The following is a 22,527-nucleotide window of genomic DNA, read 5'->3' as shown; positions in this document are numbered from 1 at the left end:
CGATCCATGGCCGCGACTGACGTTTCCCCACGGTCAGACCAACGACCATCCGAACCGAAAGTCACATGATCAACAGCTTCTGTTAGGACCTCTTAGCCGTCAGCGCTGCCGTCACTGCCGTCGACGCCGACGGCTCCAGAGCCCGTTTTGCCCTCTGGACTCCCAGCAGGCCCCACCCCCGCTTCGCAGGAATCCGGCTGTGCGAACGGTCCGTGAACGGCGCCCTCGGCACAGCCCGCAGGCCGTCTGACGCACGCTCGGGGACATGGGGCGGTTGAGGACCACGACCCTCACAAACGCTACGACGTGGAGCGAAACTGCAGGTCAAGGGCCGGTATCGAATCCTGGTAGGCCATTGACCCCACCGGCCTACTCAGAAGTAACCTCCTGTCGCGCCTCCCCCCACCGAGCCGATCACCTAGAGGTACGCCTTGAAGAAATACGTGCTCGCCGCCCTCGCGAGCGCCCTGTTTGCGCTCACGTCCGCGGCTCCGGGCCACGCCGCCGGTACATCCACTTTCGGACCCTCCAGCAACCCCATCCTGTTCGTCCACGGATACAGCTCGTCAGGCTCCTACTGGAACACCATGGCGGACGACTTCCGAGCCGACGGCTGGCCGTCGTCATACCTGGACCAGTGGAGCTACGACTGGCACCAGTCCAACGCCACCACCGCCCAGCAACTGGCCGCCGAGGTCGACCGCCTGCTCGCGGCCACCGGCGCCTCCAAGGTCGACATCGTCAGCCACTCCATGGGAGGCCTGTCCAGCCGCTACTACGCCAAGAACCTGGTCGGCAGCGGAAAGATCGACGCCTGGGTCTCGCTGGCCGGCCCCAACCACGGCACCGACTGGGCCAACGGATGCGCCTACACCTCCTGCCTTGAAATGCGCATCGGGTCCGCCTTCCTTACATCGCTCAACGCCGGCGACGAGACCCCGGGCACCCCGCGCTACGGCACCTGGTGGTCGCCCTGCGACGCGATCATCAACCCCGACAGCAGTGTCTCCCTGAGCGGCGCGAAGAACACCCAGACCGCCTGCCTCAGTCACATCGCCATCGGTTCGGATCCGACCGTCTACGGGCAGGTGCGCGACTTCGTCAACGGCTGAGGGGCCCCTCGTCACCAGGCAGTGGGTCCGGCAGCGCCGGTCGTGACGGGGCACTCCTCAGCGGGTGGATCCCCACCGCCCCACGGCACCGCCCCGTGGCACCGTCCAGTCGTCGGGCGAACTCCGGCCCCTTGGTCATCGACGGGGCCGGAGGGCCTTCCCCGATCGGGAGGGCCATCCGGCCGTCCCTGCCTGCCTGCCTGCCTGCCGTTCGGGGTGCGGCCACCTGCCTCACCACCCACCGGCACGTCCAACGCCTTTGTGTGGCCCATCTGTGTCCATACGCGCTGCAATCGCGCGCGGACCCACCCCATCACACTGTCAAGCCAGGGCAACACCTGACCCTCCGTTAACTCCGGCGCCTGTAAGGCGCGGCACCCTGCCAACTTGCGGCTGGTGACACGGTTCTCACCGGCACCCCAGGTACGCGTAGCCGTCCTGGTGGCACGGGGGAGGGCCACCAGGACGGCTTGCCTACGTACGGGTTCCGGCGCTGCCCGGTCGGAAGCTCCAGCGGGATCGAGCGCACCCCACGGTGCCACCGCATTGGTGCGCCTCACTGCGGCCCCCCGGCCTGGGTGACCCGTCAGATCGGCAGTTATCCAGGGTGCCAATGAAGTGTCAAGCATGTGAGGCAAGTGCTCTCCGGATCTCATCTCGAACGGCACCCTGCCCGGCGGCGTCACAGCTGCACCCTGCGGGTGATTGGCTCACCTGACTGGTTATCTGTTCAATATCGGGGGGATTCCTGAACTCAGCCGATCCTGCACACAGGCTCTCAGACGACTCCACAGCGGCGGAGGCATGCCATGTCCACGGATAATCAGGAGAACGCTCCCAGCGCCGATCCTTTCGGCGACGACTGCGGCAGCCAGACGGACGGCGGACACCTCTGGGACGAAATCCAGGCGTGCGTCCAGAAACCTCACGCCGGACCCTGCCTGGAAGTAGAAAGCCGTTGGGGCGTGATGGCGGGCAGTCCGGGAAGCACCACTGACTTTCAACTGGTACCGACGGAGCGCCTCAGAGGGATCGAGTGCCCCAAGATCTGGGCCGGCGGCGCTGCCAACTACTGGTCCGCCGCGCAAGGCAGGATCCCCCACTACTTCAGTCACCCAGCCGCGGCCGGACTGGGCATCAACTCCAAACAGGCCCGCAGAGAAGAACAATTGCACATCCACATGTCCCAATGCGCCCCCCACGCGTTGCGCGACCTCGAAGAACATGAGAAGCAGCAGAAGATCACTACAGACCCGGCGAAGTGGAAGAATACGGTGCTTCCGGTGACGGGCCACGTCGCATCAGAGACCCGAAACTACCGGGTGATGAAGTCCGGAAACCTCAGCGACAACCTCTTCTATACCCTCAGGCATTACGTGGTCGGGGACGACAGCAGGATGCAGTATCAGACGATGATCGTGCTTCCGGCAAAGTCCGGCCTCTACATCCTGAACAGTGAGAGCGCCCTCCCCAGCGGCACCAACACCTGCAACCACCTCCTCCACTGCGCCTGAGCGCCCGCCCGTAGGGGTATCGAACTGGCAACCTCGCGTAATCGTGAGTCGCGTATTCCCAAGCACGTGAGGGCCTGTGTCACTGTGAGCTTCTTCGAGTTGACCACCGATCGGGTGATGGTCGTGAAGCGCAACGAACGAGGCCCCCGAGCTGTTGATCGAGATGTCTGACGTCTCAATCACGTTGCTCGGGGGGCCCCGTTGGTCATCCATCCTGCCGCACTTGACCTGCCGCATGCGCTCGTGGAGTGGGTCGCCATGCTGGTCGTCACTCGTGAGGGCGACCGGCGCTGCAAGCTCCGTCCGTCCCAAGCGGGCGATGGTGGCACTGGTGTACCTGCGAGAGCACACCACTCTGGCGAAGATCGCCGCCGGGTTCGGGATCAGCGAGTCCACCGCCCACGCCTACACCCGCGCGGTCGTCGACCTGCTCGCCGAACGAGCACCGGGTCTACTCAAGACGCTGCGCGAGCACGATCCCGACTTCATCCTGCTCGACGGAACCCTCGCCGAGTGCGACCGGGTCGGCGACGGCCGGGCCGACTACTCCCACAAACACCGGCGCCACGGAGTGAACGTGCAGGTCGTCACCGACCGGGGCGGCCGGCTGCTGTGGCTCTCGCCCGCCCTGCCGGGCCGCACACACGACCTGACCGCCGCCCGCACCCACCGGATCATCCGGATCTGCGAGCGCCAGGGCGTTCCCATCCTGGCCGATCTCGCCTACCAAAGTGCAGGACCGTGGCTGACGACCGGCATCAAACGCAAGCCACTCCAGGAACTCACTCCCACCGAGAAGACCCTCAACCGGGCGCTGGCCGCAGCACGAGCGCCCGTTGAACGCGGTGTCGCGAGCCTGAAGTCCTGGCGGATCTTCCGCAGGTCCCGGTGCAGCCCCAACCGCATGACGTCAATCGTCAAGGCCATCCTCACGCTGGAGCGGCAGCGCTGAAGATCCTTAGTGAGCGCTTCGTCTGGCTATAACCGCCACATGAAGCGCTCACGCGGAACCGAAACCCCTGGGGTCAGTCCTGATCTTGGCTGTACTGGGCCGCGTACCAACTGGAGTCGATGGCGGGGTTGCGCAGCGCCCCCCAGAACCGGTCGTCAGGTGTCGGTGGCAGGGGCTGATTGCCCAGGTCCGCATGTAGATCCGCACGCCAATCGAGAGTGAAGTGACTCCGGGTCTCCGCGCTCTCGCACACGGACCTGTACGGGGACCCCCAGATCCCGAGGGCTATCTTCTCCGCGGCCCACCTGCGCGTGTGGTCTCGGCCGGTGTCGGCCTGTGCGAGCACCGCGCGGAGTCGCAAGGCGAGCGGGCCGGTCTGGTCAGGCTGCGGCAGGGCCACATCGCACTCCCACGCGTCCAGGGCTGTCTTGACCTCCGGGTAGTTGTTCAGACCCGTTTCGACCGCCAGTCTGCGCAGCTGCTTCCGGGCGGCGTCGACCACCTGCTCATACGGCAGGACTGCGATCAGCGCACCGAGTTCCTCATGCCCGTCCAGGTGGCTCACGTGGAGGAGGTCGGTGGGACTGTAGGACAGGTCCAGCTCTGGCAGCTGCTCATCCGGTGCGGGAAGGGGCTCGTCGGCACTGTACTGCGGCCTGGCAGGCGGACGCGCCTCCCAGAACAGCCGGCCGTTGAAGGTGACGACACCGGCGTCCTGGCCGCGCTCAAGCGTGCCGGCCAGTTCGGCCAGATACTCACCCAGCGAGTCGGCCTGCCCGAAACTGGTGCCGGTCTCGTCGAAGAACCGTCCGATCACACCGAAGGAGTCCCGCCCGGTACGGCAATCCATCAGAAGACCGTCCGACGTCACGTCGTAAGAACCGAACTTCACGTAATCGTGAAGCCAGTAGCCCTCGGTCTCCCCGTCGAGGCCCTGGTCGATGCCGCGCATGAACCCGGTGTCCCCGAGGATTCCGCTCACTCCGAGCAACCGGTCGCCCGTGCTGAAGCGGAAAGCCTCAGGTCCCTCCAGCGCCCCGTTGTGCCGGAGGAGTGAAGCGACCATGTCCGGAGGAAAGGTGACCCCCAGTTCCTGTTGCGCTGCTGCGATCTCCTCGCCGCCTGCAGGCGGCCGAAGCGTGGCAAACGTGCGGGGCGCGTGCTCGCGCAGCCACGCGTCGATGCGAGTCCATGAGTCCTGGACCAGGTCTGATGTCATAGGGCCGACCTTAGAACCAGCGGCTGACAACAGCTTGATCGTCGCTCACCGGCCTTGCCGCCGGGTTGGCCTTCAGGCCGGCAAGCTTCGAGCGGCCCCTTGGCCCGGCTCACCAAGCTGCTGGCACCGGACGCTGCAGCCGCCCACTCGACACTGAAGCGCTCAGTCGCAATCACCCGATCGGTGGCCAACTCGAAGAAGCTCTGTGAGTGGTTGCTGTCTCGCCTCCGGGCATACCCGCTGGGCAGGGTGGCTAGAGACCGGTCAGCAGGCCGGCAAGCACTGGGATCTGGGTGAGTCGTCGTGGGAGTACGTTGGCATGGTGGGTCCCCAATCTATGGAGCAGTTGGCTGGAGACATCGCCAAGCTTTCCTACAAGTTCCCGGGCAGCTCTCCGCAGGCGGCGAGCGACTGGGAAGAATGGACTGCCAATGTCACGGCCGTGCTCGCAGTGTTCACTGAAGAAGCCAACAAGATCATTTCTCAGCCCCCTGGTCTGAAGTGACCCACTCGGAAGGAAACTGGCGCCCTCGTGTGATCGGGATTCGCGTCTGGCGCTCCCCGGCCGGGGAGCGCCACGGGCAGCCCGGGGTCAGCCGCCACTCGAGTTGGCAGAGGCCGAACCGCCCGAGAACCAGGTCGAGTTGGACCTCGGCTCGTCGCGCGTGCTGCGCTCGGTGCGCAGCTCCACCACGACCGCCGCCGGGCCGAGTAGGGCCTCCAGCGCGTCGGCGAGCCGCTGCGGGTCGCCGCCGAACGGGAGCGGGGCGAGCCGCTCCCGGCCGCCCCGCAGGACGAGTTCCAGCGCGAGCGTGGAGACGGCCGGCTTGCGGTCCCCCTGGTACGGCTCCACCACCTCATGCGTCAGCCGCACCTCGCGCAGGGTGTCGACGGGCAGCCAGTCGTCCGGCCCGGCGGCCCGGACCAACCGCAGGGACGCGGGCACCCCTGTCGGCGCGAACTCCACCCGCAGGATGTGCCGGGCCTGGGAAAAGGCCAGCGCCGGCCAGCCGAGCAGGTACTCCAGCCCGGCGATCACCCCCACCACCACGAACACGGTCGACGCCCGCGCCCCAGCCAGCGCCATCCAGAAGGCGACGAGCAGGGTCGGCACGCCCAGGACGAGCGGAATGAACAGCGCCGACCCCGCCGAGGTCAGCACGTTCCACGCCGGCCCGGCCGGGCCGGCGCGCAGGACCAGGTCCGTCGAGTCGGGGCCTTGTCTCAGCAAGGGATCGGTGGCCATGCCTCCAGCGTAGGACCGGTCCGCAAGAGCGCCTCGACCCCATTCGGCCGACGGGGCACGACTTCTGACGGCCCGTTGCCTTCAGTCGGCGGGCGCGGCGGGCTGCCAGGGCTCGAACGATGGGTAGGGCCACTGCTCGGCGGCGGCCATCAGCGGGTAGAGGGTGGCGCCGTCCAGGGGTATCGAACTGGCGACCTCGCGTGATCGGGAGTCGCGTATTCACCAGTCGGCGTGAGCTCGTAGTCACCGCGAGTGGTCGCCTGGTGCATAGTGCCGCCAGGTTCCGCCAGCCTCGGCGGCGAGCTGGGCGGTGGTGTCATCGTGATAGCCGAGCATGTGGGCAACCACGGGTGCGGGCGCCTGAAGCACGAGGTGGCGGATCGCCGCCGTGCGTCCTCGCTGGGTGGGGAAGCCCAGGTGGCGGAGGCGGAGTTCGAGGGTGTGCGAGGTCATGGGCTGTCCGGCCCGGCGGCCGGGAAAGAGCCACCGAGCGTCGGAGTCGGTCGCGGTCAAGGTGTTCGGCCGCTGGTCAAGGTGGGCCAGCAGCATCCCGGCGAAGGGCTCAGGAACGGGCGACGGCGGGTCACCGAGTCGGACCAGAACCTCGTCGGCCTCTTGAAGGACATCGTCGATGGTGAGCCGAGCGATCCGGGTGAGTGGCTGCGCGTGGAGCAGGACGAGCGCGGCGGCCACGCGGTCCTGGAGCAGGATGTCGTCGCGGTTGACGGTCTGCCGCAGCAGGGCGAGCCGCTGGTGCTGGGCGAGCGGGGCGGGGTTGCTCGTGGAGCGATGCGGCACGGCGACCTTGAGCAAGTGCTTGGACCGCATCGCCCATCGCAGAAACGGTGCTTGCTGAGCGCGTCGAGCTGGGAGTCGAGTTCCTGGCCGAGGGTCGAGCAGCGGGCGTAGCCGATGCGGATGTCCGCGCTCGGCAGGTCCGGGTCGATCGGCGCTGGCGGCGGGGTGCCGGGCCGCCACGGCCGGCCCGGTCCGCGGTCGGCCGGGGAGGTCTGTTGAGAGGCCGTCATGGGTCCGGATTCACGGCATCCCGAGGGACAAGATCTTCAGCGAGAAGTCGGTCGGCTCGACATCGCCTACACCAACGCTGTGCGTTCGGCGCCCGAGCTGAGTACGCAATCTCGCACGGATTGTCATGCTCCGCGCGCCATCGGCTCGTAGAAGAAGGGCACGACGATGCGCGACGTACTCACCGGCTGGACGGCGCAGACCCTCGGCGGCCTCACGCTTCTGGCCCTCGGCCTCCCGTGGAGCCGGGGCTCCGCCGTCACCGAGCGGGCGCCCCTGCGCCGGCCGCGGGCGCCCTCCGCACCTACATCCTGCTTGCCGAGCGCCTTGACCGCGGAGTCGGTGGCGATGCCGAGGTCCTTGACGGCCTCGGCGGTGACGCGTCGATCCGGTCCGCGCCGACCCTTCCCCTCCGCACGCCGGAACCACCCGCACGGCCCGCCGTGGCCGCTGCGCCCGCATCCGCCCTCGTGCCGCCGCCACGGAAAGCCCGGATCGCGGGAACCCGGCACTCTCCGCATCCGACTACTGCCCCGTGGGAGGCAGAGTTCCGCTTCCCGCACAGCAGAGGACGATCGAAGGGCGTGTGATGGGCGGGCTGGATGTGCGCATGCGGAAGGTCGTCTGCCGGCACGGCCGGGTGGAGGCCGTCGCCGACGTGGATCTGGAGATCGCCGCCGGTGAACGCGTGGCGCTGACCGGGACCAACGGTTCGGGCAAGTCCACTCTGCTGCGCGCCGTACTCGGTCTGCACCGCCAGACGACGGGCTCGATCCTGGTCGGCGGCCGGGAGGGCCGTTCGCCCGCGGAGTGGGCCTGGCGGCGCCGGGCCTGTGCCTGGATCCCGCAGAAGCCGGCCGCCGGCCGGTTCCCCCTGCTCGGCGCGGAACTGCTGGCCGGCAGCAATGCTCCTGCGGAGGCGGCCGACGCCGCGGGTCGGCTGGGGGTGGGGTCGCTCATCGGACGGCCGCTGCACACCCTCTCCGGTGGCCAGCTGCAGCGGATGTACCTGGCCCGGGCCATCGGATGCGTCGCCGCGGGAGCCGAGCTGCTCCTGGCCGACGAGCCGACGGCCGCGCTCGACTTCGACGGGCAGTCGGAGGCCGCGGACGTCCTCACCTCCCTGCCGGTGACGCTCATCGTGGTGACGCACGACCGCGGCCTCGCGGACCGCTGCGACCGCGTCCTGGAGATGGCCGCGGGCCGGCTGCGGGAGGTCCGGTGACCCTGGCCACCGCCGACCTCGCGGAGCTCCTGTCGCTGCTGCCCGTACAACGGGCCGCCGTGGCCCTGCTGCTGGCCGCGATCGGCCTGCCGGTCATCGGTGTGGTCATCGTCGGACTCGACATCATGCCGGTCCGGTTCGCGATGATGCACGTCGCCCTGCTGGGCATCGCCGTCGGGCTGCTCACCGGGCTCGACCCCATGCTGTGCGCGCTGGTGGCGTGTGCGCTGGCCGGTGCGGGCGTGGCCCCGCTCGCCCGTACCCCGGACGGCCTGTCGGGGGCGATGGGCCTTCTGATGAGCCTGGCCATCGCGGCCGCGCTGCTCCTGCTGGCCGTGTCGGGGGTCAACGCCTCCGGCGCCTTCGCCCTGTTGTGGGGGTCGATCCTGTCCGTCGGCGCCGCCGATCTCGTCGTCCTGGGCGCACTCGCGGTCGTCGTACCCGGCCTGTTCTGGTGGCGGCGCCACGAGATCGGCCTGCTGCTGTACGACCGCGAGCTCGCCCAGTGCTCGGGGGTCCCCGTGCGGGCCCTGACGGCCGCGCTGCTGGTCCTGGTCGCCATCGCGGTCGCCGGGGCGATCAAACTCACCGGCGCACTGCTCGTCGACGCCCTGACCCTGCTGCCCGCACTCGCCGCCCGCCGCCTGGGCAGCTCACTGAAGTCGATCACCCTCTGGGCGGTCGGCATCGGCGTCGCGGTGAACCTGACGGGGTTCCTCCTGGCCCTGTGGCTGGACTGGCCACCCGGCCCGGTCCTCGTCCTGACCGCGGGGGCGCTGGTCCTCGCGGTGCACTTCATACCCGAACGGAGAATCAGCTCATGGCGCGCACCCGCGTCCGTATCTCTTCCCTCCTCGCACTGAGCGCGGCACTCTTCCTGACCGCCGCCTGCGGGAACGACGTCCCGCCCGACGACGGCAGGCACCAGAACGGCGGGAAGCCGGTCGTGGTCGTCACCACCACGTGGGAGGGCGCCTTCGCCAAGGCCGCAGGCGCCGAGGACGTCAAGGTCATCGTGCCGCAGTCCGTCCACCACGCCCCCGACTACGACCCCAAGCCGTCGGACCTCGCCGCCGTGGCCAAGGCCGACTTCGTGCTGTACGCGCCCTTCGAGCCGTACGCCGCGAAGATCAAGGAGGCCGCGGGCTCCAAGGCGAAGCTGGTCGAGGTGGACCTCGACAACGACCCCGACAAGGTGGCGGCCGAAGTCGCGCGGCTAAGTGGGCTCTTCGGCACCGAGGCCGCCGCCGCGCAGTGGAAGACCGGCTTCGACACCGAGTACGCGAAGCTGAACAAGGACCTCCAGGCCGGCTGGCCCGGCGGCCGGAGCCCGTCGGTCGTGAGCCAGGTCTTCACCGCCTGGTCGGCGAAACTCGCGGGTGCCACCACGGTCGGCACGTACGGCCCCGAGGCCGTGACCCCGGCGCAGCTCGCCGAACTCTCCGGGAAGAAGCCGGCGCTGGTGCTGGACAACGCGCACATGTCCACCGGCACCGTCCTGCCCGACTCCGGCGCCAAGCAGGTGAAGATCGTCAACTACCCGGGCGAGGACCTCGATCTGCTGGCGGTCTACCGCAACGCCGCGGCCGAACTGAAGAAGGCCATGGGCGCTTAGGGACCAGGCCGTCTCTTCCGGATCTCGCCGGTTGAGCCCGCGGCGTCTGGTGCGGTGCATCGCAAGGCGCAGCGTCGCAGCTCGTACGTGTCGTACTCGCGCGACGCGACAACGCGGCGAGGTGCCGTGCCAGACGTCGCGGCTCAGGCAAGATCCGGAAGAGACGGCCCACGGGCCCGAGGGGCGGCAGGGGTCCCAAGGGACTACCGAGGCCAGGGGGCCCGGCGGCGTGAGGCCGCCGGGCCCCCTTCCTCATCCCGCCTGGGCCAGCGGGGGCGCGGCGGCCGTCGTGGGCCGGGGCCGGGGCCGCGGCCTGTTCTCGGCCAGGCGTGCCCGCAGAGCCGCCCGGTCCGGTTTGCCGGCGGCCGTCAGCGGCAGTTCCTCGACCACGAGGAGCCGCTCGGGATGCTTGCGCCGCTCAAGGCCGCGCCGCGTCAGGTGTTCGCCGAGGGACGCGAGGGTGGGCGGCTGCCCGCCCCGTGCCACCACGCAGGCCGCCAGCCGCTCCCCCATCAGCGGGTCGGGGACGCCGACGCAGGCGACGTCGCGCACCTGGGGGTGCGCGGTGAGTTCGCGCTCGACCTCGGCCGGGCTGATGTTGGCGCCGCCGCGGATGACGATGTCCTTGAGGCGGCCGACGACGTGCAGGACGCTGTCGGAGTCGAGGTAGCCGAGGTCGCCGGTGCGGACCCAGCCGTCGGGCGTGCGGTACCGGGCGTCCAGCTCGGGCGCGCCGACGTAGCACAGCGGGGTCATCGGGCCGCGCGAGATGATCTCGCCGACGGCGCCGTCGGGCAGCGGTGCGTGCGTGTCGGGGTCGGCGATCCGGATCTCGGCGACCCGGGGGTCGGGGTGACCGGCGACGACGCCGGAGCCGTCGGTGGGCGGGACCTTGTTGCCGAGCCCGGTGTGGCAGTTGACGCCGTCGGCGGAGCCGTAGAGGTTCACGACGGGACAGCCGAAGGCCTGCGCCGCGGCGGCAGCGGTGGTCTCGTCGAGCGGAGCCCCGCCGAGGACCAGCGCCGTGGGTGCGGGCAGCTGATCCCCGCCCGTCGCGTCGAGGCGTTCGAGGATCATGCGGACCATGGTGGGCACGCCGAGGACGTGGGTCGGCCGGTGTTCGCGTACCGCCGCTATCGCGGCCTCCGGAGTGAAGTGGTCGAGCAGGACGAGGGTGCCGCCGTGCCGTGCGAGGGTGACGGCCGTGCCGTTGGACCCGAAGGCGGAGGCCAGCGGGACGAGGAAGAGGCAGCGCGGCGGGGTCCGGTCCGGGATGAGGGAGGCCAGGAAGTTCCCGCGCCCGCCGGCCAGCGCGTTGTGCGAGTACGCGATCATCTTGGGCTCGGCCTCGGAGCCGGAGGAGACGAGGATGCGTGCGGCGCTGTCGGGGTCGGGACGGGCGGGGACGAATCCACTGGGGTCGGAGCGAAGGAGCTCCTTGAACAGAATCGTTCCTTCCGGCGCAGCGCCGGGGCCCGCGGTGATGACATGCCGCAGCCTGGGAAGTGACTCCGCGAGGGTGCACAGCTCGGCGGCGTGCCGGAACTCGCGGTGTTCGGTCGCCGCGATGACGGCGACGGCCTCGGCCCTGCGCAGCAGGCTCTCGGCCTCGTGGACGCCCCGGCCCACCGGGAACGGGAGTGAGATGGCGCCGAGGGCCGCCAGCGCCAGATCTGCGATGACGGCGTTGCGGTCGTTGGGGAGCTGCACGCCTACCACGTCGCCCGGGCGGATCCCGAGCTCCCGGAGGCCGGTGGCCAGACATCGGACCTTGCGGTCCAGCGCGGTATAGCAGAGCTTGCCCTTGGCGTCGAGGACGGCCGTCCGGTGCAGATCGGCGATCTGGTGTGCCCGGAAGAGGCTGTAGAGGTCGAGGTCGGGGCAGGTGCCGTCGACCACCCAGGCGCGGCGGAGTGCGGCGGGCAGCAGGTCGTGCAGGACGAGGCTGTCGGCGGTCATGCGAAGCTCCAGGGGTCGGGGACTGCGGGGGCGCCGTGCGCATCGCGGCTGATCGAGCCGGGGAAACGCGGATCGTGGTGCAGATCGGACAGCTCGGTGGTGACTGCGGTCGCGGTCAGTCCGTTCCCGTGCAGCCGGGCCAGGGCCTCGCTCGTGGACAGGCCGCGCAGGTCGTGCGCGGCCGCCGCGCGGGCGTCGGCGTCGGCGGGCGCGATCCAGCCGTCCGCCGTCGGCAGCGGGCGCCGGAATCCGGCCGGCCGCCGGGGGTTGTCCCCGCGGGCCGCGCGGCGCAGGGCGGGGGCGGTCAGCGTGTCGGCCGCGCCGAGCAGGGAGGAGTCCACCCGTACGCCGTGGCCGGTGCGTTCGCGCAGCAGGAGCCCGGCGAGGACGGCCTCGGCGCCGAGCAGTCCGCCCAGGACGTCGAGCAGGGTCATCAGCGAGGGCGCCGGCGTCTCGCCCTCGGGACGCACGGCCTCGCCGACGCCGGTACGGGCCTGGACCATGAAGTCGGTTCCCATGGGGGCGTCTTGGAGCCGGTCGGCCCAGCCGCTGGTGTACGCGTAGACGAGCGCGGGATTGACCCGGGCGAGGTCGTCGGCGTCGAGGCCGAGCGCGGCGGCCTTGCCGGGCGCCCAGTTGTGCAGGAAGACGTCGGCCTGCGCCGCCAGGTCCCGCAGCCGTCGGCGGTCCGCTTCCACCTTGATGTCGATCTCGACGGCCCGCTTTCCCCGGTTGAGGGCGAGCCAGCGGGCGGAGATCCCGGAACAGGCCGGAGGCATGCCGCGCAGGGGGTCACCGCCCGGCGGCTCGATCCGGATCACGTCGGCGCCGAGGCGCCCGAGCAGATGCGCGGCGAGCGGGGCCTGGATGCGGCGGCCGGCCTCCAGCACGGTCAGCCCGGCCAGCGGCCCGTCGGGGAGCGGCCCGTGCGGCAGTGGTCCGCCGGGGAGCGGGAGTGGTGCACGGGACGATGGTCTGGCGAACGGTGGTCCGCCGGGCAGCGCGCCCGGCCTGCCGGGCATCGGCCCGGCCGCCCACGGGGTCAGGGACCAGGGGGCGGCCCCGTCATGCTCCGCCGCCCGCTCCACGAGCGGGCGCAGGGCGCACACTTCGGCGCCGGAAACGGCCGCGGCCCGGCGGATCCGCTCCCAGAGGTGGGCCCGCGCCGTGGTGTGCAGGGCTGCCGGGAAGGGGGCGCAGGCGGTGGCGTAGCGGAACTGGAAGGGCCGCCAGCCGGCCCTCAAGGCGTCGGCGGGTGCCTCGAGCGCCCGCCAGAAGGCGGCCCAGGCCCCGGGATCGAGCGTCTCCAGCTCGAAGAGGACACCGTCGGCGGAGGTGAACGGCGGACCTCCGGAGGCGAGTTCGGCGGCCTCCCCTTCATCGGCCCCGGCGGCGGCGAGGTACTGGGAGACCGTGAGGAGGCCCGCGCGGTCCGCGCTGGTGGTGACCGGGGAGGCGGCGCGACCGCGGGCCTGGCCCACCAGGTCCGCGAGCAGCCCCTGGACGGTCAGGACGGCGGTGGCCGTCGCCGCGTAGTCGACCGCCAGGCCGCGCGGGTCGCCGTCCCGCCGGCCGTGCACGGCCATGATGCCGGTGGCAGCCTGCACCGTGGCCTCGTCGGCGAGCCCGCTCGCGGGATCCGCCCAGGTGGCGATCGCGCGTGCCGGTTTGAAGCCGCCGCCCGTGACCGTGATGCCGTTCGTGCATGGGGTGGCACTGGTGTGTGTGACGGCACCGGTGTGTGGGGTGCATGTGATGCCGCCGTCGGACGCGTCCCCCTGGCCGGGGTGGTCCGTCCGTGCGCCGAGCAGCCGCAGGTGGTCGGCGACGACGCTCGTGATCTGCGGGGGCCCGGAGGTGTCAAAGCGCAGTGTGTCGAGCGGCCGGACCGTCTGCGTGATTGCTGGTGACGCCATGCCTCTCCTCTCCTGGCGCGGCGGTGGCCGGCGCCCGGGTCTCACGGAATGCGGGAACCCGGGAGCGTTCGCACCCGACCAGTTCCACGGACAGACAGTCGGTCGGCCGTTCCCGCGAGTTCCCGGGGATGAGGAGGAACGCAGTGGAGGATCCAGGCAGGGTCATCGAGCTGAGGGAGCGGGTCACCCGGTTCGTCGGCACCCGGGTGATCCCCCGGGAGGCGGTGCTGGACGGGGGCGGGCCCGCCGCGGCCGAGGTGCTGACCGCGCTGCGGGGCGAGGCCCGGGACGCGGGTCTCTGGGCGCTGCCCCTTCCCGTGGAACTGGGCGGCGGCGGGCTGCCCTTCCGGGCCTACGCCGAGCTGGCCGAGGCCGAGGGCGCCAGCGACCACGGTCCGGCCGCGCTGGGGTCCGCCCCGCTGCTCGACGTCACGATGCTGGCGCGGCACGCAGCACCCGGGGTCCGCGAGGCGTACCTGAAGCCGCTGGTCGCCGGGGACATGCGGACCTGCTACGCCATGACCGAGCCGGACGTACCCGGCACCGATCCGTTCCGGACCGCCACGCGGGCCGAGCGCCTCCCGGACGGCAGCTGGATCGTCACGGGCCGCAAGTGGTTCACCTCCGGCGCGGCGGGCGCCGACCTGGTGACGGTCATGGCCCGCACCGCCGGGGCCGCCGGCGACCGCGGGGGGCTGTCCCTGCTGCTCGTGCCGACCGCCTCCCCCGGCTTCCGCGTCGTACGTGAACTCCCCGTGCTCGGTGCGTCGGGACAGTACGAGATCGCATTCGACCGGGTCCACGTCCCGGCCGACCACCTCCTCGGTGAACCGGGCGATGCGACGGCCATCGCCGGTGAACGGCTGCAGCTCGGCCGTACCCTGCGCTGCCTGCGCTGGCTCGGCCAGGCTCAGCGCGCCTTCGACCTGATGTGTGAGCGGGCCGCCACCCGCAACGGATCGCGGGGGCCGCTCGCCGACCAGCAGCTGATCCAGAGCCACGTCTTCGACGCCCTGCTCGCGCTGCGCACCACCCGCCCGCTCGTCCACGAGGCGGTGGCCCTCATCGACTCCGGGCAGGACGCGCGGACGGAGGTGGGGCTCGCCAAGGTCGCCGCCGCCCGCATGCTCCAGCAGGTCACCGACTCCGCCATTCAGGTCCACGGCGCCGCCGGGCTCGGTCCGGACACCCCGCTGCCCGCGCTCTTCCGCACCGGGCGCGCCGCCCGCATCCTCGACGGCCCGGACGAGCTGCACATCACCTCGGTGGCCCGCCGCGTCCTGCGCGAGTACGGCGGGACGCCCGCTCCCCCGCCCTGCCCGGACGGCCCTGGCCGCTGAGCCCGCGGCGCCGGGGCCGTGCGGCGCCCGGCGAGGGAGTTCCACCGAGCCGCGCGGGCCTGCCCGACCAGGCCCGAATGCGCACCCCAGTGTGGTGCTCGGGCGCGCCCGCGGTGCCCCGGTCGTTTCGCTACGCCCGACAGGCGCACCGTCTTGTCATCCTCGCCCGGGTAGGGCCGCGGCCCGCGCCCCCTGCGTGTCCCAGGAACGGCCGGCCCGCACCTCGATGCAGAAGCGGGCCGGAGCGGCTCGAACTGCCGAGCAGTCGTTTCGCCTCCGCCGATGGCGGTGAACGCGAGCCGAGCGCCCGTGGCGGTCGTGGGCGAGGCGGATCTGAGGGAGCGGACTGGCTCGGTACGGCGTCCCGGCCCCGATCCATCGGACACGGCCCAGGGCGTGTCTTTTTCGGATCTTGCCGGGCCCGCGCTGCCCGGGCACCGCACGTCGCGGCGTTGTCGGGCCTCCCGAGTACGTCCGGTACCAGCGGAGCTCCTCCGCCTTGCGATGCACGGCACCGGACACCGCGGGCTCGGCCGACACGATCCGAAAGACACGCCCTAGACGCGGGTGATGTCCACGACCCCGTGCAGGGCGGCCAGACCGAGCGTCAGGAAGAAGTCTCCCCAGATGAGTTCGTGCCGGACCGCCAGCCCCTTCGCCGCGTCGTAGCAGCCGTCCAGGAGCATCCCGGGCGGGCGGTCGGGGGCCCGGACGGTGAGGTGGGTCCCTGCGAGGCGGCCGAGGACCGCCTCGGCCCGGGCCCCGTACTCCGCCGCCCGGGGGCCGGGGACCCGGGCGAGTTTCAGCAGGGCGACCGCCGTGATCGCGGCGGCCGAGGTGTCGAGGGGCCCGCCGGGCCGGTCGGTGTCGGCGGGCGGGACGAGCCGTCCGGACGGGGCTCCTTCCGGTGCGATCAGGAGGGCGGCCGCCTGTGCGAGGCGGGCGGAGTCGCCGGCCGCGACTTCGGGACGCAACAGGGCGTCGGCGACGGCCAGAAGCAGCCAGGCCCGGCCGCGGCTCCAGCCCGGCGGCGGGTCCTCGCAGGGCTGCCAGCCGGCACCCGCGTCGAAGCGGAAGGCCGGACGGAAGCGCGGGTTCCGCCCTGTACGCGGGCCCCCGCCCTCGCCGAGGCAGAGGTCGAGGTGCCGGTGGAGGTGGTCCGCGGCCGCGGCCGCCCCTGGTGGTCCGGCGTCCGCCAGCAGGGGTACGGTCCCGGGGACCGCGTCCACACGGGCGAGCAGGCGGGGCCCGCCCAGCGCGTCGCCCCAGGGCACGAGCCCGAGTTCGCGGTCGTATGCCGACAGGCAGGCCCGGGCCGCCCGCGCACGGATCGCGGCGGCTTCGGTGTCGTCCCCCGCCGGAGCGGTCCCGTACCAGAAGATCAGTCCGCGGGTGGCGGTGTCGGCCCGCACCCATGGTTCGAGACGGGCCGTGCACGCGGCGGCGGCCCGCCGGTCGGCCTCGGCTCCGGTGTACCGCGCCCGCAGCCAGAGCAGCCCCGCCCAGAAGCCGCCGGTCCAGGATCCGCGGCCGGTCGTCGTCCACCGCCCGTCGCCCGGTTCGGCGTAGAGCGGGAAGCGGGGGCCCACCGCCGCCCCGGTCACCGCCACCCGCTCCATGACCGCCGCCAGCGCCTTACCGAGCCGGGGTCCGGGCGTGCCGGCCGGCGCCGTCGCGCTCACGCCTTTCCCTCCGGCTGCTCCGGCCACTCCGGCCGGAGCAGCCGGTCCCGCCGGTCGCGTACGGCCCAGAGGAACGCGACGGCTCCCGCCACCGCGAACTCCGCCGCCACCAGCAGCCAGCCCGGTCCGTACCGTCCGCTCTGCGCGAGCAGGCCGAACAGCGGCGGACCCACCGCGAATCCGGCGAAGAACCCGGCCGCGACGAGCGCCGAGTCCTGTCCGGCCCGGCCGGGGGCCGCCCGCTGCATGACCAGCACCATCGAGACGGCGTTGCCGGAGACGGCGAACACGCCGACCGCGACCGCACCGGCCCACACCAGCGGACTCGCGACCAGGGCGGCCGCCAGCAGAACCGCCGCCCCCAGAGCGCCGCATGCGAGCCAGCCCGGGAGCCACTCGGCGCGCCCGGGGCGGGCCGCCTTCGACCACCCCACCCGGGCCGCGATCCCCGCCACGCCCAGTACGGCGACCAGCGCGCCCGCCGTGGTGGGGCCCATGCCCAGGCGCTGCGCGCCGAAGAGGGCGAGGTAGGTGTTGACCGAGGCGATCGCTGCGCCGAGGGCGAGCGAGAAGACCGCCAGCCACGCCGTCATCCCCCGCGGCACGAGCGTCGTACGGGGCCCCGCAGGGGGCTGCGGCGGGTCGGCGGGGAGCACGCGCAGGGCCCACAGTCCGCAGAGCAGGGCCGCACCGGCGCCCGTCCACACGGCGCCCCGCCAGCCGATCAGGCCCGCGAGCAGCGCGAGCGGCAGTCCGGCCGCGAAGGCGCCCAGTTGCACACCGGACTGCTTGAGCCCGGTGACCGCGCCCCGCCGGGCGGGCGGGACGGAGCGCAGAACGGCCTTGTTGGTGGCCGGGTTGGCGAGCGCCTGCGGTACGCCGCCCAGTGCGACGGCGCCCAGCAGCAGGCCGGCACCGGGTGCGGCGCCGATCAGGGCGAGCGCTGCGGCGGAAAGCAGCAACAGGACGACCAGCGAACGCCGCGGGCCGATCCGGTCCACGATCCGGCCCCCGGCCGGGGACAGGACGGCGGCGGTCCCGAAGCCGATCGTGGTCGTCAGCCCCAACACCGCCGGAGATACGCCCAGTTCGCCGACCAGCCGCGGGCCCAGTGCCCCGAGCAGGAACAGCTGCAGCATCGAGAACGCCATGGCGCAGGTGAGGAGCGCGGTCAATCGCCGGCCCGCCCTGTCGTCGTCCGCCGCCGCAGCAGTCGGCGCCACCGGACCCGCGGCCGCCGCACCCGCGGTCGGCGATGCGATCGCAGTCCGCTCCGCAGTCCGCTCCGCAGTCCGCTCCGCAGTCCCTTCCGCCGACCCTTCCGCCGGTCCCTTCGCCGACCCCTCCGCCGTCACGAAGTCTCCCTTCCCAGGATGTTGAACTCTTCGACCGACCGGGTAGGCAGTCGGATGGAGCGGTGGACGGTTCCCCCGCTCCGTTGTGCCCTGCACCACACGAGGCGGGCAGCCCGGACGTGACACGGCGGGCCGCAGGAACTTGTCCGGAAGTGCGCACCCTGATGTGCGGCTCGGGAGGCCGGTGCAAGGATGAGCCCTCCATGAAACCGGTGGTCCGCTGTCTCCGCGCCTTGAGGGCTGCGATGTTCGCAGCCCTCTGCGTGCTGCTCGCGGCCACCGGCCACATGCTCATGTCGGGGGCGGCGGTGCCCTGGTGGGCGGCGATCGCCGCGCTGGCCGGTACGTCGGCGGCGGCCTGGTCCCTCGCCGGCCGGGAGCGCGGGCTGCTCGCCGTCACGGCGGCGGCCGTCACCGTTCAGGGCGTGCTGCACGCGGGGTTCACCCTGGCCCAGTCCCTGGTCCGGTCCGCGCCGCCGTCGGGAACCGGGCGGATGCCGCAACCGCCGCCCGGCGCCGAGGCGGCGGACGTCGCCGCCCACGCCCACCACGGCGTACACGAGATGGCGGAGGCCGCGTCCGCCACGGCCGCGGGTCCGCTGTCGGCGGGTGGTCACGAGGCAGCCGCCATGTCGCCCACCGGGATGCTGGCCGCCCACCTGCTGGCAGCCGTGCTGTGCGGCCTGTGGCTTGCCTACGGCGAGCGCGCCGTCTTCCGCGTCGTACGCGCCCTCGCCGCGCGGCTCTGGACTCCGCTGCACCTGCTGCTCCACCCGGCGGTGCCCGCGAACCGGCCGCGCCTCCGGGTACGCCGCGGCCGCCGGCACCGCACGCCGCGGCGGCTCCTCCTCGCCCATGCCATCACCTCACGGGGTCCGCCTGCGGGAACCGCTGTCCTCTGACAGCTGGTTTCCCGAGCCGCGTCCGCGACTGCCGCTGCGCCCGCACGTCGCGCCTCGGGCATCGGTCATGCCCTCCGGCAGGCCGTACCCCTCACCGGCCCCGCCCCTCGCGGCGGTGTCGGACACCCCTTATCCGTAAGGACCTTGTGGCGATGACTCCTGCCCTGACCACCCAGACGACCCGTGCCGCAGCCGAACGGCCGGCCCGGCACACCCGGGACTCCGACGCGGCGGTGACCCGACTGGCGCTCGCCGCCCGTGACGGCGACCCGGTGAAGACCGACCGGTTCGTCCGGGCTCTCCACCGCGACGTCTGGCGCTACGTGGCCTACCTCAGCGCCGACCCCCAGGCGGCCGACGACCTCACGCAGGACGTGTTCCTCCGGGCGCTCGCCGGCCTCCACCGGTTCGAAGGCCGGTCCTCCGCACGGACCTGGCTGCTGTCGATAGCCCGCCGGACGGTCGTGGACAGCCTGCGCCACGCGGCCGCCCGGCCCAGACTCTCGGACCGCCACGACTGGCAGACGGCCGCCGAACAGACGCAGCCGTACGACGTGCCGGGCTTCGAGGACGGCATCGCCCTGGCGGAACTGCTGGCCACGATCCCGCCCGAACGCCGGGAGGCCCTGGTCCTGACCCAGTTGCTCGGTCTCTCCTACGCCGAGGCGGCGACGGCGATCGGCTGCCCGATCGGTACCGTCCGCTCCCGCGTGGCCCGCGCCCGTACGTGCCTCATCGCACTCCTGACGGACACGCAGACGGCTGCGCCGGAGCCGGAGCACCCGGCCCCGCGGCAGGACCGGACCGACAGGGCCGCGCGGGACGTCGTACTGACGGCGTCGCCGGCCTGATCCTCCGGTGTGCACGCGGGAGGGACCGCAGGCCCCCTGGGCCTCGCCGGTCCCTCCCGCGCGACGGCAGGAACCGGCCCGCGCGCGCCGTCGGGCGGCGGGAAGGGCCGAGCGCGGCAATGTATCAGCCTTTCGAGGATCCGCCGGGATGTTTATCCGATGGTGATGTCCTCCCGCAGCGCCGTCACGCCGGGCACTAGCGTCCCGTGACACCCCGGGAAAGCGGGTGTGCACCGCACAGCACGTGCGGACCCTTCTGCCCCGCCATCCTCCCGGCCCCCTGGAGCAAGGAGGCACAGTGCTGTCATTGCGGCGGAGATCCATCAGCAGCTTCTCGGTGGCGACCCGATACGCGATCGCGAGCGGCGTCGTCATCACCGCCCTGGCCCTCACCCTGATCGCGCTGCTGATACCCGTGGACAGTTTCGACGGGCGGGCCTCGGCCGCCGTCGCGGTCCCGGCGGACGTGGACGACGGCGCCGGAACGCTGAGCACGGCGTACGGCCCGCTGACCGCGGCGGACCGGGACTTCGTACGGAAGGTCCGGCTCGCCGGGCTGTGGGAGCTGCCCGCAGGCCGGCAGGCCCAGCAGCGCGGGACGCGTCCCGCGGTGCGCACGGCCGGGGAGCACCTCGTCGACGGCCACGCCGAACTGGACCGACAGGTCATCCAGGTCGGCCAGGCCCTCGGCATCGATCTGCCCAACCAGCCCTCCGCGCAGCAGCAGGACTGGCTGGGCCAGCTGACCCGCGCGAAAGGAGACGAGTACGAACGACTGTTCACCCAGCTGCTGCGCCGAGCGCACGGAAAGGTGTTCGCCCTGCTGGCCGGGATCCGGGCACAGACCCGCAACTCCATGGTGCGAGCCCTCGCCACGTCCGCCAACGCCACGGTCCTGGACCACATCACGGTCCTCGAAGACACCGGGCTGGTCGACTTCGACGCGCTCGCCGACAATGTCCAACCGACGAAGTGAAGTGATCGCATGAGTCCAAAGGGCCACAAACGCCCGCGGTTGTCGAACAAGCTCCTGGGCGTGGTCTGCGCGCTCGTGCTGGGCGGTGGCGGTGTCGCCGTCGTGGCCGGCAACGCGTCCGCGGGCCAGGAGGGCGAGCGCGCGGCGCAGACGACGACCATCGACTGTCCCGACGTGGGAGAGAAGCTCACCGCCGTCCCCGACCAGGCCAAGCCCGAGGTCGACAAGAGCCTTGCCCAGCTGGACGACCAGGTGGCCGACGCCTACCGCAAGCTCGCCGCCGGGGAGGCCAAGGGGGACGCCCTCCTCGGTGACCTCAAGGCACAGCGGGACAAGACGATCGCCGGTATGGCCGACGCGATAGCCGCCGCGGCCGAACGCCCGCAACAGATCGCGGCGTTGAGCGCGTGCACGATGAAGAAGGCACCCGCCGCGGAGGACGCCGCGGGTGGCGGCGGGGCCGATGGCCAGCTCAGCGCCGCTCAGGCCGCCGGGCAGAAGGGCGGTCCCGCGAAGAGCGACTTCGTCAACATCACCAAGATCAGGCCGAACGTGCGCAAACCCGCGGCCGCCGGGGGCGCGTCCACCGGATCCTTCAGCTCGCAGTGCGGCCGCAACGAGAACGGCCACTTCAACCCCGACAACGTCATCGTCGCGCCCGGCGTCTCCAACGGCGCCCACCACATGCACGACTACGTCGGCAACGTGTCCACCGACGCCTTCTCCACCAACGACAGCCTCGCCAAGGCCGGCACCACCTGCGGCAACGGCGACCAGTCCAGCCACTACTGGCCCGTCCTGCGGTTGCGCGACGGCAAGGCGGAGCGGGACGCCAAGGCTCCGGGCGGCGGCCAGGACGGCAACGTCGGAACCATCCTGCAGCCGAAGCAGGTGACGATCACCTTCAAGGGCAGCCCCGTCGGCAAGGTCACGGCCATGCCCCGCTTCATGCGCATCATCACCGGCGACGCCAAGGCCTTCACCAACGGCACGGGCAACGCCAACGCCTCGTGGAGCTGCACCGGATTCGAGAACCGCCAGCTGAAGGACAAGTACCCGATCTGTCCGAAGGGCAGCGACGTGGTGCGCACCTTCACCTTCCAGAGCTGCTGGGACGGAAAGAACACCGACAGCGCCAACCACCGGACCCATGTGGCCTTCCCCGACCGCAACGGCCGCTGCCAGAAGGGCTTCACCGCGATCCCGCAGCTGGTGCAGCGCATCACCTACGGGGTGGCGCCCGGCGCCCGATTCGCCGTGGACAGCTTCCCCGAGCAGTTGCACAAGCCGGTGACCGACCACGGCGACTTCATCAACGTGATGTCGAACGGCCTGATGAACAAGGCAGTGGGCTGCATCAACGACGGACGCAACTGCCGCTGACGTCAGCGGCACGGACCCGTGCGGTGCGTACGGGTCCGGACCCGTCCCGTACGGCCGCCATCGGTTCCCGTACGGGACCGCACCCGTCCCGTACGAATCACCACCGGTCCCGCACGAATCCACACCCGTCCCGCACGGGACGGCACGGGCCCGAGCAGTCCGCGTGGGACCCGTACGGTCCCCCTCCGCTCCCGGGACGGGCGCTCCACTCCCCCACCCACCGCGCCCGACCCGGGAAAGGTGTTGGCCCAAGC

The 22,527-nt window shown here is 71.9% G+C and carries 18 protein-coding genes and 1 pseudogene; 12 read left to right on the top strand and 7 right to left on the bottom strand.

Annotation, left to right across the window (positions count from 1 at the left end; all coding sequences use genetic code 11):
• Window positions 1–431 precede the first annotated feature (431 nt).
• From ACWGIF_RS33725 to ACWGIF_RS33715, 3 genes and pseudogenes are all read left to right on the top strand, one after another.
• The gene (locus ACWGIF_RS33725; protein WP_453503213.1) at window positions 432–1,112 is read left to right on the top strand and encodes an esterase/lipase family protein; all 681 of its coding nucleotides are present in this window, start codon (window positions 432–434) and stop codon (window positions 1,110–1,112) included.
• An 809-nt stretch (window positions 1,113–1,921) separates the two neighbouring features.
• On the top strand, window positions 1,922–2,626 hold the full coding sequence (locus ACWGIF_RS33720) for a CDP-diacylglycerol diphosphatase (protein WP_453503212.1): 705 nt from the start codon (window positions 1,922–1,924) through the stop codon (window positions 2,624–2,626).
• Window positions 2,627–2,827: 201 nt separating this feature from the next.
• Window positions 2,828–3,578: pseudogene (locus ACWGIF_RS33715) on the top strand (transposase family protein).
• A gap of 73 nt (window positions 3,579–3,651) precedes the next feature.
• Here ACWGIF_RS33715 and ACWGIF_RS33710 read toward each other — a convergent pair.
• Window positions 3,652–4,797 (bottom strand): SMI1/KNR4 family protein, encoded by a 1,146-nt coding sequence (locus ACWGIF_RS33710; RefSeq protein ID WP_453503210.1) that lies wholly within the window; start codon window positions 4,795–4,797, stop codon window positions 3,652–3,654.
• 337 nt (window positions 4,798–5,134) lie between these two features.
• Here ACWGIF_RS33710 and ACWGIF_RS33705 point away from each other — a divergent pair, with 337 nt between their 5' ends.
• A complete protein-coding gene (locus tag ACWGIF_RS33705; RefSeq protein ID WP_453503209.1) occupies window positions 5,135–5,302 on the top strand; it encodes a hypothetical protein in 168 nt (55 codons plus the stop codon).
• Between the two features lie 87 nt (window positions 5,303–5,389).
• On the opposite strand, the gene ACWGIF_RS33700 is transcribed toward ACWGIF_RS33705, so the two are convergent.
• Window positions 5,390–6,043: a hypothetical protein gene (locus ACWGIF_RS33700; protein WP_453503207.1), complete on the bottom strand. Its 654-nt coding sequence runs from the start codon at window positions 6,041–6,043 to the stop codon at window positions 5,390–5,392.
• A gap of 243 nt (window positions 6,044–6,286) precedes the next feature.
• The gene (locus tag ACWGIF_RS33695; RefSeq protein ID WP_453503206.1) at window positions 6,287–6,871 is read right to left on the bottom strand and encodes a hypothetical protein; all 585 of its coding nucleotides are present in this window, start codon (window positions 6,869–6,871) and stop codon (window positions 6,287–6,289) included.
• 787 nt (window positions 6,872–7,658) lie between these two features.
• Between ACWGIF_RS33695 and ACWGIF_RS33690 the strand changes: the two genes are divergently transcribed.
• From ACWGIF_RS33690 to ACWGIF_RS33680, 3 genes are read left to right on the top strand one after another with little or no spacing between them, the layout of a single operon-like run.
• Window positions 7,659–8,294, top strand: coding sequence for an ATP-binding cassette domain-containing protein (locus tag ACWGIF_RS33690; protein WP_453503204.1), 636 nt, complete (start codon window positions 7,659–7,661; stop codon window positions 8,292–8,294).
• Entirely contained in the window at window positions 8,291–9,157 is an 867-nt protein-coding gene (locus ACWGIF_RS33685; RefSeq protein WP_453503203.1) for a metal ABC transporter permease, read from the top strand. Before ACWGIF_RS33690 ends, ACWGIF_RS33685 begins: the two co-directional genes overlap by 4 nt.
• Window positions 9,115–9,909, top strand: a complete 795-nt coding sequence (locus ACWGIF_RS33680; protein WP_453503202.1) for a metal ABC transporter solute-binding protein, Zn/Mn family — start codon at window positions 9,115–9,117, stop codon at window positions 9,907–9,909. Before ACWGIF_RS33685 ends, ACWGIF_RS33680 begins: the two co-directional genes overlap by 43 nt.
• Before the next feature lie 252 nt (window positions 9,910–10,161).
• Here ACWGIF_RS33680 and ACWGIF_RS33675 read toward each other — a convergent pair whose 3' ends face one another.
• Window positions 10,162–11,868 (bottom strand): class I adenylate-forming enzyme family protein, encoded by a 1,707-nt coding sequence (locus tag ACWGIF_RS33675; RefSeq protein WP_453503200.1) that lies wholly within the window; start codon window positions 11,866–11,868, stop codon window positions 10,162–10,164.
• Entirely contained in the window at window positions 11,865–13,784 is a 1,920-nt protein-coding gene (locus ACWGIF_RS33670; protein WP_453503199.1) for a CoA transferase, read from the bottom strand. The genes ACWGIF_RS33675 and ACWGIF_RS33670 overlap by 4 nt, the downstream gene beginning before the upstream one ends.
• Before the next feature lie 143 nt (window positions 13,785–13,927).
• Between ACWGIF_RS33670 and ACWGIF_RS33665 the strand changes: the two genes are divergently transcribed.
• Window positions 13,928–15,124, top strand: coding sequence for an acyl-CoA dehydrogenase family protein (locus ACWGIF_RS33665; RefSeq protein ID WP_453503198.1), 1,197 nt, complete (start codon window positions 13,928–13,930; stop codon window positions 15,122–15,124).
• 557 nt (window positions 15,125–15,681) lie between these two features.
• Here ACWGIF_RS33665 and ACWGIF_RS33660 read toward each other — a convergent pair.
• Both ACWGIF_RS33660 and ACWGIF_RS33655 read right to left on the bottom strand, forming a co-directional pair.
• Entirely contained in the window at window positions 15,682–16,806 is a 1,125-nt protein-coding gene (locus tag ACWGIF_RS33660; protein WP_453503197.1) for a sugar ABC transporter permease, read from the bottom strand.
• A complete protein-coding gene (locus ACWGIF_RS33655) occupies window positions 16,803–17,981 on the bottom strand; it encodes an MFS transporter (RefSeq protein WP_453503195.1) in 1,179 nt (392 codons plus the stop codon). Before ACWGIF_RS33655 ends, ACWGIF_RS33660 begins: the two co-directional genes overlap by 4 nt.
• Before the next feature lie 425 nt (window positions 17,982–18,406).
• Here ACWGIF_RS33655 and ACWGIF_RS33650 point away from each other — a divergent pair, with 425 nt between their 5' ends.
• From ACWGIF_RS33650 to ACWGIF_RS33635, 4 genes are all read left to right on the top strand, one after another.
• Window positions 18,407–19,063, top strand: coding sequence for a hypothetical protein (locus ACWGIF_RS33650; RefSeq protein WP_453503193.1), 657 nt, complete (start codon window positions 18,407–18,409; stop codon window positions 19,061–19,063).
• A 152-nt stretch (window positions 19,064–19,215) separates the two neighbouring features.
• Window positions 19,216–19,914, top strand: coding sequence for a sigma-70 family RNA polymerase sigma factor (locus ACWGIF_RS33645; RefSeq protein WP_453503192.1), 699 nt, complete (start codon window positions 19,216–19,218; stop codon window positions 19,912–19,914).
• A 298-nt stretch (window positions 19,915–20,212) separates the two neighbouring features.
• Window positions 20,213–20,890, top strand: a complete 678-nt coding sequence (locus tag ACWGIF_RS33640; RefSeq protein ID WP_453503190.1) for a DUF4142 domain-containing protein — start codon at window positions 20,213–20,215, stop codon at window positions 20,888–20,890.
• A 9-nt stretch (window positions 20,891–20,899) separates the two neighbouring features.
• Window positions 20,900–22,273 carry a DUF1996 domain-containing protein gene (locus ACWGIF_RS33635; RefSeq protein WP_453503188.1) on the top strand — a complete coding sequence of 458 codons (1,374 nt, stop codon included), beginning with the start codon at window positions 20,900–20,902 and terminating at the stop codon, window positions 22,271–22,273.
• The last annotated feature ends 254 nt before the right edge of the window (window positions 22,274–22,527 follow it).

It is taken from the genome of Streptomyces sp. NPDC054849 (assembly GCF_053610945.1).
The sequence above is the reverse complement of the archived record's forward strand: the minus strand, read 5'-3'. Positions and strand labels throughout refer to the sequence as shown.

Coding starts and splice junctions, on each gene's coding strand:
- ACWGIF_RS33720 (WP_453503212.1), top strand. CDS start 1,922: ATGTCCACGGATAATCAGGAGAACGCTCCCAGCGCCGATCCTTTCGGC.
- ACWGIF_RS33710 (WP_453503210.1), bottom strand. CDS start 4,797: ATGACATCAGACCTGGTCCAGGACTCATGGACTCGCATCGACGCGTGG.
- ACWGIF_RS33705 (WP_453503209.1), top strand. CDS start 5,135: ATGGAGCAGTTGGCTGGAGACATCGCCAAGCTTTCCTACAAGTTCCCG.
- ACWGIF_RS33700 (WP_453503207.1), bottom strand. CDS start 6,043: ATGGCCACCGATCCCTTGCTGAGACAAGGCCCCGACTCGACGGACCTG.
- ACWGIF_RS33695 (WP_453503206.1), bottom strand. CDS start 6,871: ATGCGGTCCAAGCACTTGCTCAAGGTCGCCGTGCCGCATCGCTCCACG.
- ACWGIF_RS33690 (WP_453503204.1), top strand. CDS start 7,659: ATGGGCGGGCTGGATGTGCGCATGCGGAAGGTCGTCTGCCGGCACGGC.
- ACWGIF_RS33680 (WP_453503202.1), top strand. CDS start 9,115: ATGGCGCGCACCCGCGTCCGTATCTCTTCCCTCCTCGCACTGAGCGCG.
- ACWGIF_RS33675 (WP_453503200.1), bottom strand. CDS start 11,868: ATGACCGCCGACAGCCTCGTCCTGCACGACCTGCTGCCCGCCGCACTC.
- ACWGIF_RS33670 (WP_453503199.1), bottom strand. CDS start 13,784: ATGGCGTCACCAGCAATCACGCAGACGGTCCGGCCGCTCGACACACTG.
- ACWGIF_RS33650 (WP_453503193.1), top strand. CDS start 18,407: ATGTTCGCAGCCCTCTGCGTGCTGCTCGCGGCCACCGGCCACATGCTC.
- ACWGIF_RS33645 (WP_453503192.1), top strand. CDS start 19,216: ATGACTCCTGCCCTGACCACCCAGACGACCCGTGCCGCAGCCGAACGG.
- ACWGIF_RS33635 (WP_453503188.1), top strand. CDS start 20,900: ATGAGTCCAAAGGGCCACAAACGCCCGCGGTTGTCGAACAAGCTCCTG.